The sequence below is a fragment of the Streptomyces sp. NPDC111628 genome (assembly GCF_055635195.1).
Window position 1 is genome coordinate 1,354,820 of record NZ_JBVKBZ010000003.1, and the last position, 13,489, is coordinate 1,368,308.

Consider the following 13,489-nt stretch of genomic DNA (forward strand, 5'->3'; position numbering starts at 1 on the left):
TCAGACGTCCTTCTCAGCCGCGTGTCACAGGCGCTGCCACAGGGCGGGGACGTTCGGCGGCTCCCAGCCGGGGTAGGCGGTGTGGCCCTGGATGCACCGGTAGCTGACGCCGTCGTAGCTCACCACGTCACCGGCGGCGTAGGTGGCTCCCAGCTGCCAGGTGGTCTCACCGCCGTCGTCGCCGGACACGGTGAGGGTGTACGTGGTGGTGTGGGTGACGGTGCCCGCACCCGTGAAGGTCAGGGTGTAGGTGCCGCCGGCCGTGCCCGCGGCGACCTGGACCGTGGCGGTCGAGGACTGGCCGGAGGTGACCGAGTCCGGGCTGAAGCCGACGCTCACACCGGTCGGCGCGCCGGACGCCGACAGCCGCACGTTCTGCGCGTCGCCGCCGGTCGTGGCGGTGTTCACGGTGACGGACGCGGAGCTGCCCGGGTCGACGGTGCCCGAGGACGGGTTGGCGGAGATCGAGAAGTCGTCCTGCGGGTTCGGTGCGTCTCCGACGGCGGTCTTCCAGATCGTGTACGCGATGCCGTCGGCGCTGCGGTTCAGCGCGGTGGCGCTGATGTTGGCGGTGGTGTCGCAGGCGGAGTGGTAGCAGGGGTCGTAGGACCGGCCCGCGGTGCCGCCCCACTTGGCGGCCTCCGAGGACGACTTGATCGCGGAGGCGCCGGTGGCGTAGCCCGAGGTCGGGATGCCCACCTGCTGGAAGGAGTAGTCGTCGGAGCGGCCCTGGCCCTCGACGTTCTCCTGCGGGGCGAGGCCGAGGGAGGTCCAGTACTCCCGCATCGGGGCGGAGGCCGAGGAGGACAGGTTGTTGATGAAGTAGCCGCCGTTGACGGAGGCGACCATGTCGAAGTTGTAGTACGCCTTGATCCGGGAGCGGTCGGTGGTGGAGAGGTTCCGGGCGTAGAAGTCGGAGCCGTTGAGACCCTGCTCCTCGTCGGTCCACCAGGCGAAGCGGACGCGGTTCTCCATGGTCGGATTCTGCTCGGCCAGGGTCAGCGCTGTCTCCAGGAGCGCGGCGGAACCGGAGCCGTTGTCGTTGATGCCGGGTCCTGCCGAGACGCCGTCGAGGTGGGCGCCGAACATGTAGACGCTGTTCGCGTCGCCCTTCGGCCACTCGGCGATCAGGTTGTTGCCCGCGCCGGCGGAGCAGCCGGAGGTGCAGGTCTGCTCGGTGACGGTGTAGCCGGCCGCCTGCAGCTTGCCCTTCACGTACGAGAGCGAGGCGTCGTAGCCGGAGCCGGTGGACCGGCGGTTGCCGCCGTTCTGCGCGGCGATCGAGCCGAACTGCGCCAGGTGGGCCTGCACCTGGGCGACGTCGACGTCGGGCGGCGTGCCGGGGTTGTTGCCGCCGCCGACGGTGAGGGTGTACTGGGCGGTGTGGCTCTTGCTGCCCGCCGTGCCCTTGACCGTGAGCGAGTAGGTTCCGGCGGCGGTGCCCGAGGTGGTGGAGACACGCATCGTCGAGCTGGAGCCGGAGGTGACCGTCGACGGGCTGAAGGAGACGCTGACACCGGGCGGGGTGCCGGTGGCGGTCAGCGACACCTGCTGGGCGCTGCCGGTGACAGTGGTGGTGTTGACCGTGGCGTCGACCGCGGAACCGGCCTCGACGTTGCCGCTCGCCGGGCTGAGGGCCAGCGAGAAGTCGGTCTCCTGCCGGGTGCAGGTCGGGTCGCCGCCCTGGGCCGGGATGTCGATCGCGTTCCAGGCGGCCCTGGTGGCGTCGAACAGGTCGCAGGAGGCGTCCAGGTTCTTGGCCGCGGTGAGGGTGGCGGAGCGGTAGCGCTTGTAGGTCATGCCGCTGGTCTTGAGCAGCATCCCGCCGTAGAAGATCTTTCCGGCGTTCTGGATGCCGATGCCGGTCACCCGGCTGCCGTCGCAGGTGGGGCTGGAGGGCTTGCCGCCACCGGGGTTGGAGCCCTCGGCGAGCAGGTAGAACCAGTGGTTCATCGGCCCGGCGGCCGCGTGCTCCTCGGTCCGCGGGATGGCGGAGGAGTAGCAGTTGGGGTCGTTGTTGACGAGCTGGGGGTTGTACATGTTGCGGATCGGGCCGCGGCCCTGGAGGTTGATCTCCTCGCCGACGGTGAAGTCGGGGGTGTCGTACGGGGCCGGCTGGTTCGCGTAGGCCTCGGTCAGGGCGCCCATGATGTCGCCGGTGGCCTCGCCCAGGCCGCTCTCGTGGTTGGCGCCGCCGGGGGTGTAGCTGTCGATGCCGTGGCCGAACTCGTGGCCCACCACGTCCATGCCGGCGATCCACTTGTTGGCGCTGTTGTGGCCGATGGTGACGCGTGAGCCGTCCCAGTAGGCGTTGAGCTGGTTGAGGCCGACGAGGACCGGCCAGCTGCCGCCGTTGCCGTTGTGGCCGTTGCGGCCGAGCCAGTCGCGGAGCATGTCCGACTCCTTCTGCGCCGCGTACATGACGTCGACGCAGCCGGTCTCACGGCTGGCCGCGTTGCCGGTGCCCCAGTCGTCGTCCGGGCCGGTGAAGAGGCCGCCGTTGTAGTCCGAGCACTGCAGGCCGGGGCGGGTGGTGTCGCGCAGGGCGTACTGGCTGCCGGAGCGGGAGGTGTCGATGGTCAGCGGGTCGGGGCCGTTCCACTCGCTGTGGCCGGTGCCGGCCTTCACGTCGTCGTAGCTGTCGACGACCTTGCCGGTGCGGGCGTCGACGAAGACGTGCAGCTTGCTGGGCACATGGTCCGTGGTCGTGCCGACGAGCACGGTCTCCCAGGCGAGGGTCTGGACCTCGTCCTTGACGCGGACCACCAGGCGCTTGGAGTCGACCTTGTCGACGTTCGCGAGCCGTTCGCGGCTGGTCTTCACCGCCTGCCCGGCCTTGATACCGGCCTCGGTGGGTACGGCTATCGCGGCCTCGGTGGCGGACCGGACGGCGCGGACCCTGCCCTTGCCGTCGGCGAGGACGACGGCGTCGCCGCCGACCACCGGCAGGCCGTTGTAGGTGCGCTCGTAGGCGACGGAGAACAGGTTCTTGTCCCAGGGGGTGACCTGGTGGCGGTCGTACTGCTCGTCGGGGCCGCCGGCGACGAGGGCGTCCAGGCCGCTGCGTACGGCCTGGTCGGCCGCGGCCACGGCCCTCTCGACGGGACTGGGTTCCGCCGCGGAGGGCGCGGACCGCTCCGAGGCCGAGGCGAGGGAGGTCGGTACCACCACCCCTGCGAGTGTCATGGCCAGGACTGTCCCGGCCACCGCGGTCTGTCTGAGCATCGTGGCTCCTTGTGAGAGTGGGGGGCTCCTTGCGGGCCGGCCCGGGCCACGACATGCCGGACGCGCAGCCTGGGGTGCGGAGACGCGTCCGTCGAACCTTTGGGTGTCATTTGCATGTCATGTCGCGGGCTGGCGGAACCCTCACACCCCGCCGCCCCGGATTCAACGGCTCCGCGGGCTTGGTCCAGACCTGTCAAAATCCGGCAAGTACGCGTGCGCGTCGCGGAGGTGCCGCGTGCCTCACTGCCCCGTGCGCATCCGGAGCCCTCCCCCGTCTCACTCCCCCGCGTCCAGCAGCCGCTCGCGGTAGGCCCTGACCTCCGGCAGGTCGGCCCACTGCCCGGTGAGCCGGCTGTGCAGGCCGCGCAGTTCGGCGGTGACCATCGACTCGCGCGAGCGCACCGCCTCCGGCAGGACCTCCGAGGCGAGGGCGACGGCGGCGCCGGGATCGCCCGCACACGCCCAGCTGTCCGCCAGACGCAGGGTGAGCAGCAGGCGGGCACCGCGCATCTGGGGCGGCACCTGTGCGCGCGAGCGTGCGGTGGCGTCGACCGCGCGTCGGGCCGCCGCCCGGTCGCCGGTCGCGACGGCCAGGTCGCGCAGGGCGCCGCCGATAGCCGAGTCCACCCGCATCGCGCCCTCGGCCCCGGCCATCCAGGGCGCTTCCAGGTGGTCCTGCGGACCGAGGCGGGCGAAGCCCCGCCGGGCCAGGGAGATGTGCCGACGGCACGCCGCCGGGTCGCCCGCCAGGGCGTGGCCGCGCGCCTGATAGAGGTCCGAGAGGGTGGCCATCCACCGGCGTCGGGCGTCCACCGCGCCGATGCCCTGCGCGTACCCGAGCATCAGGGAGGGGTCCCCGTCGAGCCGGACCAGGGTGCACATGTCGCTGAGCAGGGTCGCGCGGGCCGAGGCGTCCTGGACCGCGTCCGCCCAGCGCAGTCCGTGGCCGAACCAGGCCATGGCCACGCCGATCTGCCCGCGCTCCATCCGCAGCCGGCCGGCGACCTGGGCGTACTGCGCGCCGAGCCGCAACTGCCCGTAGGGCAGCCGCCCGGCGGAGTTGACCTCGCCCGCCCAGCGGGCCAGGGCCCGCAGCAGCCCCTCGACGGCCGTCACGCGGCCCTCGTGCCCGAACGCCTCCCGGATCAGGCAGGCGAGCACCGCGGTGAGGCCGTGCAGCAACTCCGTCTCGGCGACCGCCGCTGTGGCGCCGGTCCCCCACGACGGGGCCGGACCGCCCGCCGGACCCGGCCCGTCGAGCAGCGCCGGTAACTCACCCGGATCGGGCACCGCGCACCCCGCGGTGCCGTGCAGCGGACACGCCAGCCCCTCGGCGGGCAGCCGCGCGGGCCACATCCGGGGATCCGGCGCGCCCTGCCCCACGGGGGCGTCCACGCCGGGCAGCGGTGTGAACAGCGCCGGGTCGGCCGGGAAGCGGCCCGGTCCGGGCGGCACCTCGCGCGGCGCGGCGACGGTCGCGGCCAGCTCGCCGCCCGTCTCCAGCACCGCGTCGAGTCTTCGCACCAGCCCCACGGGCGGTTCGCGCAGGCCCGCCTCGAGTTTGCTCACGGCGGAGTGGTGGTAGCCCACGCGCAGGCCGAGTTGCAGCTGGGTGAGTCCGGCCGCCCTGCGCAGGGAGCGCAACTGCCGCCCGAACTCGGCCCACGGAGCCCCGGCCGCCCCCGCCGGTCCTGTCGCCCGTGCCGCCCGTGCAGGTCCGGCCGCCCGTGCCGATGAACCGGTCATCCGCCCTCCCCCCGGTCGCGCCCCGCCGCGGGCCGTGCGCCGCCCGGGCTTCGCGCCTCCACTACCGGACAGCACAGAGGAGCGGCGGTGCCGCGTCAATCGAGTTGACCGAAGAGCGGCCGAACCGGTCCCGGCCGGTTTCGGCGAGGTCGGGCTACGATCGATCACCGGCCGCGGACGACCGGCCGGGAGCCCGGAGAACTGGGAGACACACCGTGTTCTACTACGTGCTCAAGTACGTACTGCTGGGCCCGCTGCTGAGGGTCGTCTTCCGCCCCCGGATCGAGGGGCTCGACCGCGTGCCGGGGGCGGGGGCTGCCATCGTCGCGGGCAACCACCTCTCCTTCTCGGACCACTTCCTCATGCCCGCGGTGCTCAAGCGCCGCATCACCTTCCTGGCCAAGGCCGAGTACTTCACCGGGCCGGGCCTGAAGGGCAGACTGACCGCCTTCTTCTTCCGCAGCGCGGGGCAGATCCCTGTGGACCGCTCGGGCAAGGAGGCGGGGCAGGCCGCGATCCGCGAGGGGCTCGGCGTGCTGGGCAGGGGCGAGTTGCTCGGCATCTATCCGGAGGGCACCCGCTCGCACGACGGCCGGCTGTACAAGGGCAAGGTCGGTGTGGCGGTGATGGCGCTCAGGGCCGGAGTGCCGGTCGTGCCGTGCGCGATGATCGGCACCTTCGAGGCGCAGCCGCCGGGCCGGAAGATCCCGAAGCTGCACCCGGTGGTCATCCGCTTCGGCGAACCCCTCGACTTCTCCCGCTACGCGGGCATGGAGGGCGAGAAGGCCGTGCTGCGCGCCGTCACCGACGAGATCGTCTACGCGATCCTCTCCCTCTCCGGTCAGGAGTACGTCGACCGGTACGCGGCGGACGTGAAGGCCGAGGAGGCCGAGCGGGCGGCACAGGGCCGCAGGTTCCCCCGGCTGCCGCACCGCTAGCCGGGACGGCCCCCTCTGCCGTCGGCAGAAGGGCGTGCCCGGCGGGCGGCCGGGCGCCTACCGTCGCCGTATGACACGTGCAGTGGTGATCGGGGCGACGGGACAGATCGGGCGGGCGGCGGTCGACGCGCTGGCCCGGGACGGCTGGGAGGTGACGGCCGTCTCGCGGGGCGGCGACCGGGACGCGCGGTGGCCAAAGGACGTACGGGTGGCACGCGCCGACCGGGAGGACGACGCGGCGCTGTCGGCGGCGGTGGGCGAGGGCTGCGACGTCCTGGTGGACATGGTGGCCTACGGGGAGCGGGAGGCGCGGCAGTTGGTCTCGCTCGCCGGGCGGGTCGGCTCGGCGGTGGTGATCTCCAGCGTCTCGGTCTACGAGGACGACAGGGGCCGCAACTTCGACACCCAGGCCGAGCCCGACGGCTTCCCCGCGTACCCGGTGCCGATCACGGAGGCGCAGCGCACCGTCCGCCCGGGCGACGGCTCGTACAGCACCGGCAAGGCGGCGCTGGAGCGGGAACTCCTCGCGGCGGGCGACCGGTTGCCGGTGACACTGCTGCGGGCGGGCGCGATCCACGGCCCGTACTGCCGGACTCCGCGCGAGCTGTACTTCGTCAAGCGCAACCTCGACGGCAGGCGCCGGCGCGTGCTCGCGTACGGCGGTGCGAGCCGCTTCCACCCGGCGGGCGTGCGCAACATCGCCGAGCTGATCCGGCTGGCCGCCCCGCGGCCGGGCACGCGCGTCCTGAACGCGGTGGATCCGGACGCCCCGACGGTGGCGGAGATCGCGGCGGCCATCGACGCGGTGATGGGCGTCGAGACGCAGGACGTACTGCTGGACGGCCCGCCGGTGGACGGCGTGGGCGACACTCCGTGGACCGTGCCCGCGCCCGTGGTGTGCGACATGGACGCGGCCCGGGAGCAGCTGGGCTATCGTCCGGTGGTCCGGTACGCCGACGCCCTGCCGGAGACGGTGGCCTTCATCGAGGAGCGGCTGGCCGGGCGGGACTGGCGGGAGGCCTACCCGAAGATGTTCGAGGCGTACGGCGACCTCTTCGACTACGCGGCGGAGGACGCCTGGGCCGAGGGGCGGTAGCGACACGGGGAGGGGGCGACCGGTCGGACCGGCCGCCCCCTCCCTTCGTGTGCGCCGGGTTACGGCTTGGGCGTGGCGTGCGGCGCGCAGGTCACGTCGCGGGCGTCCACCTTGCCGGTGAGCAGGTAGGTGTCGACCCGGTCGTTGATGCACGGGTTGACCAGTCCGGTGACGCCGTGCGAGCCGGCGTCCCGCTCGGTGATGAGCCGGGAGCCCCTGAACCGCTGGTGCAGTTCGACGGCGCCCTCGTACGGGGTGGCGGCGTCCCGCTCGGACTGGACGATCAGGACCGGCGGCAGCCCCTTGCCGGTCTTCACGTTCAGCGGGGTCTGCTGCTTGACCGGCCAGGTGGCGCAGGGCAGGTTCATCCAGGCGTTGGCCCAGGTCATGAACGGGTGGTCGCGGTGGAGCCGGGTGTTGTCCCGGTCCCAGGTGCGCCAGTTGGTCGGCCACTTGGCGTCGGTGCACTCGACGGCCGTGTAGACGGCGTTGCCGTTCTCCGCGGAGGCGTTGCCCGCGGTGTCGGAGAGGTCCGGTGCGGCGGCGTCGACCAGCGCCTGGGTGTCACCGGCGACGTACTTGCTGAAGATCTCCGCGGTCGGCGCCCAGGCGGAGTCGTAGTACGGGGCGCTCTGGAAGAAGGAGATCAGCTCGGCCGGTCCGACGACGCCGCCCAGCGGCTTTTTCGCGGCGGTGGCGCGCAGCTTCAGCCACTGGTCCTGGACCTCGGCGCGGGTGTCGCCGAGGTGGTAGGCGGCGTCGTTCGCGGCGACCCAGTCCTGCCAGTCCTTCCAGCGGCCCTCGAAGGCGACGTCCTGGTCCAGGTTGGCCTGGTACCAGATCTTGTCGCGGGACGGGTTGACGACGCTGTCGACGACCATGCGGCGGACGTGGTCCGGGAAGAGGGTGCCGTAGACGGCGCCGAGGTAGGTGCCGTAGGAGACGCCGAGGTAGTTGAGCTTCTTCTCGCCGAGGGCGGCGCGGATGACGTCGAGGTCGCGCGCGGTGTTCGGCGTGGTCATGTGCGGGAGCATGTCGCCGCTGCGCTCGAAGCAGCCCTCGGCGTACTCGCGGGCGAGCTTGCGCTGGGCGAGCTTGTCGGCCTCGGACCCGGGCACGGGGTCGGCCTTGGGCGCCTTGACGAACTCCTGCGGGTCGACGCAGGAGATGGGCGCGGAGTGGCCGACGCCGCGCGGGTCGAAGCCGACGAAGTCGTAGGCCTTGGCCGTGTTGGCCCACACCGCGCTCTTGCTCGTGACACGGGCCGGGAAGCGCAGGCCGGAGCCGCCGGGGCCGCCGGGGTTGTAGAGGAGCGCCCCCTGGCGCTCGCTCCTGGTGCCGGTGTTGCCGATGCGGTCGACGGCGAGCTTGATCTGCTTGCCGTACGGCTTGGCGTAGTCCATCGGCACCGTGACGTAGCCGCACTGGATGGGCTTGGGCAGGTTCCAGTCGGCGGCGCAGTCCTGCCAGTCGATGCCGGCCCGGGCGGCGCGGGCGGCGGCGACGGCGGCACCGCGCGCCTCCCGGTCCCAGCCCCGCCCGTGCCCGTGGCCGTCGGCCGGGGTGGCGCTCGCGGCGGGTGCCGCGACCGCGCCGGCTATCAGCGTGGCGGTGACCAGCGCTCCGGCCGTGCCGAACGCGGTCGCCCTCCGCCGTATGCTGCTCTTCCTCAAGTGGCCCTCCCCGTACGTGTTCGCGACAAGTACGGGGATCCTCGCCGCTGTGGGTTTCCTGAGAACAGGGCCAGTACTACTTCTTTGCCAATCCGATAAACGGAGAAGGGCGTTCGGTCGGCGGGGCCGTCGGCCGACCCGTCGGCCGACCGGTCGACGCAGACTCAGTCCAGCGAGGCCAGCGCCCCGTCCAGCAGTCGTCGCAGCCGGAGCGCATCCGGGGCCACGGCGGTCACCAGTGCTGCGGGCCCCGCGAGCGGCATGACGGCCGCGCCCTCCTCGAACACGCGGGCCGCCGGTGGCTCGGTGGCGAAGCCGGGCCGGACGACGACCAACTGGCCGACCGCACGGTGTCCCGCCAGCCCGGCGGGTCCGTCCCAGCCGCCCGGCGCACCGGGCCCGCACGACAACTCCTGGTCGAGGACGCACTGCCCGTCGATCCGCAGGGTGAGACGGCTGGTCAGGCGCCCCGGTTCCTCCCCGGCCCGCCCGAGCACCTGCTCCTCGCGCAGCAGCAGCCGCGCGCCCGCGGCGAGGTCGACGGACGTGGTGACGGTGAGATCGCTGCCGCCCGCGGAGATCAACTGCTCCGGGAGCCAGTACAGTTCCGCGTCGTCGTCGACGGTGAGCCGGACGTCGTAGCGGGCGGCGGCCTTGTCCTGCCCCGGCAGGGCGAGGGTGGCGGCGGCCGAGCCGACCCGCAACCGGGCGCCGTTCCCGGCGTGGACCCCGACCTCGAAGTGGTCGCCGCCGAGCGGCCCGCTCATCGCGCCGACCAGCATCACCCGGGCCTCGGCCGCGCTCCCCCGGGTCCGCCGCACGGCGAGGGGCCCCTCGCCCTCCAGGACGGGCAGCACGGTGCCCCCGCGCCCGTCACCGCGGGCGAGGACGCGGGCGCTCGCCCGGACGCCGCCCGCGGCGGTGGTCACGCGGTCCACGCGGCGATCCGCTCCCGCACCCAGTCAGCGACCTCCCGCACCCCGTCCGCGCCGCGCAGCGACTGCAGGACGACGGGCAGTTCACCGCGCACCGCCTTGGCGTCGGCGGCCATGCGCGCGAGGTCGGAGCCGACGTACGGCGCGAGGTCGGTCTTGTTGACGATGAGCAGGTCGGCGGTGGCGACTCCGGGCCCGCCCTTGCGCGGGATGTCGTCGCCGCCCGCCACGTCGATCACGAACACCTGTGCGTCGACGAGTCCCCTGGAGAAGGTGGCGGTGAGATTGTCCCCACCCGACTCCACGAGGACAAGGTCGAGCGGACCGACCTCGTCCTCCAGGTCCTCGACGGCCTCCAGGTTGGCGGAGATGTCGTCCCGGATCGCGGTGTGCGGGCAGGCGCCGGTCTCCACGGCAGTGATCCGCTCGGGCGGCAGCACCGCCTCACGGAGCAGGAACTCGGCGTCCTCCCGGGTGTAGATGTCGTTGGTCACCACGGCCAGCGACAACTCCTCCCGAAGCGCCCGGCACAACGCGGCGACGGTGGCGGTCTTCCCGGACCCGACGGGCCCACCGAGCCCGATCCGCAGCGCGCGGCGACTCCCATCGGGCCGACGGGCATCGGCCGAGACGGCGGCGGAAGGTTCGAGGTGATGGTCAAGATGCATGAACGGCTCCTGTCAAAGTTGGGGGCGGCCTGCCAGCCCGTCCGGCGCTTGAGGACGAGGCCGTTCAGGCCGAAGGGGGTCCAGGGGGCACAGCCCCCTGGCAGGGTCGAAGGGGCAGAGCCCCTGGGTTCGGGACGGGAAGGGGCGGCGGGGGCGAACCCACCTAGGAGGCGAACAACCGCACAGCCCAAGCGGCATGCGCCTCCGCCCCGATCTCCAGCAACGGCGCCGACCGCGCGGGCAGCACCCCAACCCCGTCGGCCATCACCCGCTCCGCCACCTCCACGGCGTCCACGGCGACCCGGTCGAGCTCACCCGCGAGCCGCGCCAGCACCCCCGTCGCGTCGAGCGGATCGAGACCGAGCAGCCGCACGACGGCCGTCGCGGGTCCGCTCACCCCCTCGTAGAGGGAGCAGTACGCCGCGTCGAGCGCCCCGAGCCCGGCCGCACGCGCGGCGAGCCCGAGCACGACGGGCTGATGCGCTCCCTTGGGGAACAGTGAGGCCAGGGCGTCGAGTTCAGGGCTCGGCCAGGTCGCCCGGGCGGCCCGCATCAGCTGCCGCCCCAGTCTGCGCGCCGCCACCCGCAGGGCGGGCGACGGGGTGCGGGCGTCGGCGGCCCGGTCGAGTTCCCCGGGGTCGGCACCGAGGGCGGAGGCCGCCGCGACGCACGCCGCGACGACCCCGCTGGTGTGCAGGCGGCCCCGGCAGAACGCCTCCAGGCTCGCGGCATCCGTGATACGTCCCGCCCGGACGGCGGCCTCCGCCCCGCCGGAGTGGGCGTGCCCTCCGGCGGGGAAGCGGCCGTCCGCGAGGACGAGCAGTGCTGCGCGGCTCATCTCCGCGCTCAGAAGAGGAAGTACCGCTGGGCCAGCGGCAGTTCGGCGACGGGAGCGGGTTCGACGAGTTCGCCGTCGATGGTCACCGCGAAGGAGTCCGCGGCGACCTCCACGCAGGGCAGCGCGTCGTTCTGCCGCATGTCGGCCTTGGTCCGGCCGCGCGTGGACCGGATGGGCACGAACGCCCGCCCGAGCCCGAGCCGTTCCGCCAGCCCGTCCTCGACGGCCTGCTCGGAGACGAAGTTGACCGAGTTGGTGGCGGGAGCGCTTCCGAGCGCCCCGTACATCGGGCGCGGCAGCACCGGCTGGGGCGTGGGAATGGAGGCGTTGGCGTCGCCCACCTGCGCGTACGCGATCTGGCCGCCCTTGATGACGAGCTGCGGCTTCACGCCGAAGAAGCGGGGGTCCCAGAGCACCAGGTCGGCGAGCTTGCCGGTCTCGACGGAGCCGACCTCGTGCTCGATGCCCTGGGCGACGGCGGGGTTGATCGTGTACTTGGCGACATAGCGACGGGCACGGAGGTTGTCCGCGCGGGTGTCGCCGGGCAGGAGGCCACGCCTGTGCTTCATCACGTGCGCGGTCTGCCAGGTCCGCAGGATCACCTCGCCGATGCGGCCCATGGCCTGGGCGTCCGACGACATGATCGAGATCGCGCCCATGTCGTGCAGGATGTCCTCGGCCGCGATGGTGCTGGGCCGGATCCGGGACTCGGCGAAGGCGAGGTCCTCGGGGACGGCCGGGTTGAGGTGGTGGCAGACCATCAGCATGTCGAGGTGTTCCTCGACGGTGTTGACGGTGTGCGGCCGGGTCGGGTTGGTGGACGCCGGCAGCATGTTGGGCAGCGATACCGCCGTGATCATGTCAGGTGCGTGGCCGCCGCCGGCGCCCTCGACGTGGAAGGCGTGCAGGGTGCGGCCCGCGACCGCGTCGAAGGTGTCGCCGACGAAGCCTGCCTCGTTCAGGGTGTCGGAGTGCACGGCGAGCTGGACGCCCGACTCCTCGCACACGTCCAGGCACGCGGAGATGACGGCGGGGGTCGCGCCCCAGTCCTCGTGGATCTTGAAGCCGAGGACGCCGGCCCGCAGTTGGTCGCGCATGGACTCCTTCGACATGGTGCTGCCCTTGCCGAGGAAGCCGATGTTGACGGGGCTCGACTCCAGGGCGGCGAACATCCACGCGAGGTGCCAGGCGCCGGGCGTGACGGTGGTCGCCTTGCTGCCCTCGGCCGGGCCGGTGCCGCCGCCGATGAGGGTGGTGACGCCGGACGCCAGGGCCTCGTCGACGGCGCCCGGCGCGATGAAGTGGACGTGGGTGTCGATGCCGCCCGCGGTGACGATCTTGCCGTTGCCCGCGACGATCTCCGTCTCGGGGCCGATGACGAGGTCGGGGTGGACGCCGTCCATGGTGTCCGGGTTCCCGGCCTTGCCGATGCCGGTGATCCGTCCGTCGCGGATGCCGATGTCGGCCTTGACGATCCCCCAGTGATCGATGATCAGGGCTCCGGTGATCACGGTGTCGGGGGCGCCCTGGGCGCGGGTGGTGCGCGACTGCCCCATGGACTCGCGCAGCACCTTGCCGCCGCCGAAGACGGCTTCGTCGCCGGAGCGGCCGGGACCGCCGGAGAGGTCCTCCTCGATCTCGACGAAGAGGTCGGTGTCGGCGAGGCGGACACGGTCGCCGGTGGTCGGGCCGAACAGGTCGGCGTAGGCGGTGCGGGACAGTTCAGGCATCGAGGGCACCTCCGGTCGCGCCGCGCAGACCGACGACGACACGGGCGCCCCCGAGGGGGATCAGCCGCACGTCGACCGGGACGCCGGGCTCGAACCGGACGGCGGTGCCGGCGGCGATGTCCAGCCGCCTGCCGTGCGCCGCGGCGCGGTCGAACTCGAGACCGGGGTTGGCCTCGGCGAAGTGGTAGTGGGAACCGACCTGGACGGGCCGGTCGGCGGTGTTGAGCACGGTCAGGCGGATGACTGCGCGGCCTTCGTTGAAGGCGACCGGCTCGTCGGCGAAGAGGATCTCTCCGGGGATCACGGCTGTCTCCCCGTCAGATGATCGGTTCGTGGACGGTGACCAGCTTGGTGCCGTCGGGGAAGGTGGCTTCGACCTGCACGTCGTGGATCATCTCGGGGATGCCCTCCATGACCTCGTCGCGCTGGATCAGCTTGCGCCCGGAGGACATGAGTTCGCCGACGCTGCGCCCGTCTCGGGCGCCTTCGAGGATGTGCGCGGTGATCAGCGCGACGACCTCGGGATGATTGAGCTTGACACCTCGTGCGCGGCGCTTCTCCGCCACGTCCGCGGCCACATGGATGAGCAGTCTCTCCTGCTCGTGCGGGGTCAGTTGCATGTACCACCTCACAGGGCATC

Annotated in this window: 11 protein-coding genes; 2 read left to right on the forward strand and 9 right to left on the reverse strand. The window is 72.8% G+C overall.

What is annotated here, in order from left to right; all coding sequences use genetic code 11:
- Positions 1-24 precede the first annotated feature (24 nt).
- Positions 25-3,225, reverse strand: coding sequence for a M28 family peptidase (locus tag ACZ7MF_RS21120; protein WP_471478459.1), 3,201 nt, complete (start codon positions 3,223-3,225; stop codon positions 25-27).
- Between the two features lie 276 nt (positions 3,226-3,501).
- Positions 3,502-4,971 (reverse strand): helix-turn-helix domain-containing protein, encoded by a 1,470-nt coding sequence (locus ACZ7MF_RS21125; RefSeq protein ID WP_471478462.1) that lies wholly within the window; start codon positions 4,969-4,971, stop codon positions 3,502-3,504.
- 215 nt (positions 4,972-5,186) lie between these two features.
- Here ACZ7MF_RS21125 and ACZ7MF_RS21130 point away from each other — a divergent pair, with 215 nt between their 5' ends.
- Both ACZ7MF_RS21130 and ACZ7MF_RS21135 read left to right on the forward strand, forming a co-directional pair.
- Entirely contained in the window at positions 5,187-5,909 is a 723-nt protein-coding gene (locus tag ACZ7MF_RS21130; RefSeq protein ID WP_471478465.1) for a lysophospholipid acyltransferase family protein, read from the forward strand.
- A gap of 70 nt (positions 5,910-5,979) precedes the next feature.
- Positions 5,980-7,005, forward strand: coding sequence for an NAD-dependent epimerase/dehydratase family protein (locus ACZ7MF_RS21135; protein ID WP_471478468.1), 1,026 nt, complete (start codon positions 5,980-5,982; stop codon positions 7,003-7,005).
- Between the two features lie 59 nt (positions 7,006-7,064).
- On the opposite strand, the gene ACZ7MF_RS21140 is transcribed toward ACZ7MF_RS21135, so the two are convergent.
- From ACZ7MF_RS21140 to ACZ7MF_RS21170, 7 genes are all read right to left on the reverse strand, one after another.
- Positions 7,065-8,678, reverse strand: coding sequence for an alpha/beta hydrolase (locus ACZ7MF_RS21140; RefSeq protein ID WP_471478470.1), 1,614 nt, complete (start codon positions 8,676-8,678; stop codon positions 7,065-7,067).
- A gap of 164 nt (positions 8,679-8,842) precedes the next feature.
- The gene (locus tag ACZ7MF_RS21145) at positions 8,843-9,607 is read right to left on the reverse strand and encodes an urease accessory protein UreD (protein WP_471478910.1); all 765 of its coding nucleotides are present in this window, start codon (positions 9,605-9,607) and stop codon (positions 8,843-8,845) included.
- Positions 9,604-10,281, reverse strand: a complete 678-nt coding sequence (ureG, locus tag ACZ7MF_RS21150; protein ID WP_471478472.1) for an urease accessory protein UreG — start codon at positions 10,279-10,281, stop codon at positions 9,604-9,606. The genes ACZ7MF_RS21145 and ureG overlap by 4 nt, the downstream gene beginning before the upstream one ends.
- A gap of 163 nt (positions 10,282-10,444) precedes the next feature.
- Positions 10,445-11,119, reverse strand: coding sequence for an urease accessory protein UreF (locus ACZ7MF_RS21155; protein ID WP_471478474.1), 675 nt, complete (start codon positions 11,117-11,119; stop codon positions 10,445-10,447).
- A gap of 8 nt (positions 11,120-11,127) precedes the next feature.
- Positions 11,128-12,849, reverse strand: a complete 1,722-nt coding sequence (locus ACZ7MF_RS21160) for an urease subunit alpha (RefSeq protein WP_471478476.1) — start codon at positions 12,847-12,849, stop codon at positions 11,128-11,130.
- A complete protein-coding gene (locus ACZ7MF_RS21165) occupies positions 12,842-13,153 on the reverse strand; it encodes an urease subunit beta (RefSeq protein WP_471478478.1) in 312 nt (103 codons plus the stop codon). Before ACZ7MF_RS21165 ends, ACZ7MF_RS21160 begins: the two co-directional genes overlap by 8 nt.
- 13 nt (positions 13,154-13,166) lie before the next feature.
- Positions 13,167-13,469, reverse strand: coding sequence for an urease subunit gamma (locus ACZ7MF_RS21170; protein ID WP_003977595.1), 303 nt, complete (start codon positions 13,467-13,469; stop codon positions 13,167-13,169).
- Positions 13,470-13,489 lie beyond the last annotated feature (20 nt).